1 pseudogene is annotated in these 470 nt (G+C 23.2%); it reads right to left on the reverse strand.

The annotated features are described in order from the left end of the window. Positions 1 to 470 (reverse strand): annotated as a pseudogene (locus E6A48_RS08305) (hypothetical protein); the annotation flags it as partial.

The raw sequence follows: 470 nt of genomic DNA on the forward strand, positions 1-470 counted from the left end.
TATAATTTCAAATGTTCCTTCTATTTTTAGAGGCTCTCTTAAAGTTTTTTTAATATTATCTCCAACATAGTCAACAATACTGTCATAAGGCTTAAACTCGACAACATACTCAATTTGTGATTGTGAAACATCATCTAATTTCGTTTTGAATTTTATTTCAGCAAAAGTTTCTGCTTCATATCCATAGCTTCTATTACTATATGATGAGTGCTTAGTAGTTAAAATTGGATTATCTTTATCATAATAATTTTTAACTGCTATTCTCTCAGATGAAAAATAAACATCATTTATAATAAAGCCATTATCATTATTTATATATATTCTTCCTATATATGGAAAAACATCATTTCTAGATAAATATAAATCATTATAATTATCATTTGTTCTATGCTCATAAACATAAACATATATATTGTTTACTTTATCTTTAAGCATAAAAAAATTATTTTTATAAAATCTTACAGGGTTTT

Source organism: Brachyspira pilosicoli (genome assembly GCF_019402445.1).
In the GTDB taxonomy this organism is placed as follows: Bacteria; Spirochaetota; Brachyspiria; order Brachyspirales; family Brachyspiraceae; genus Brachyspira; species Brachyspira pilosicoli_B.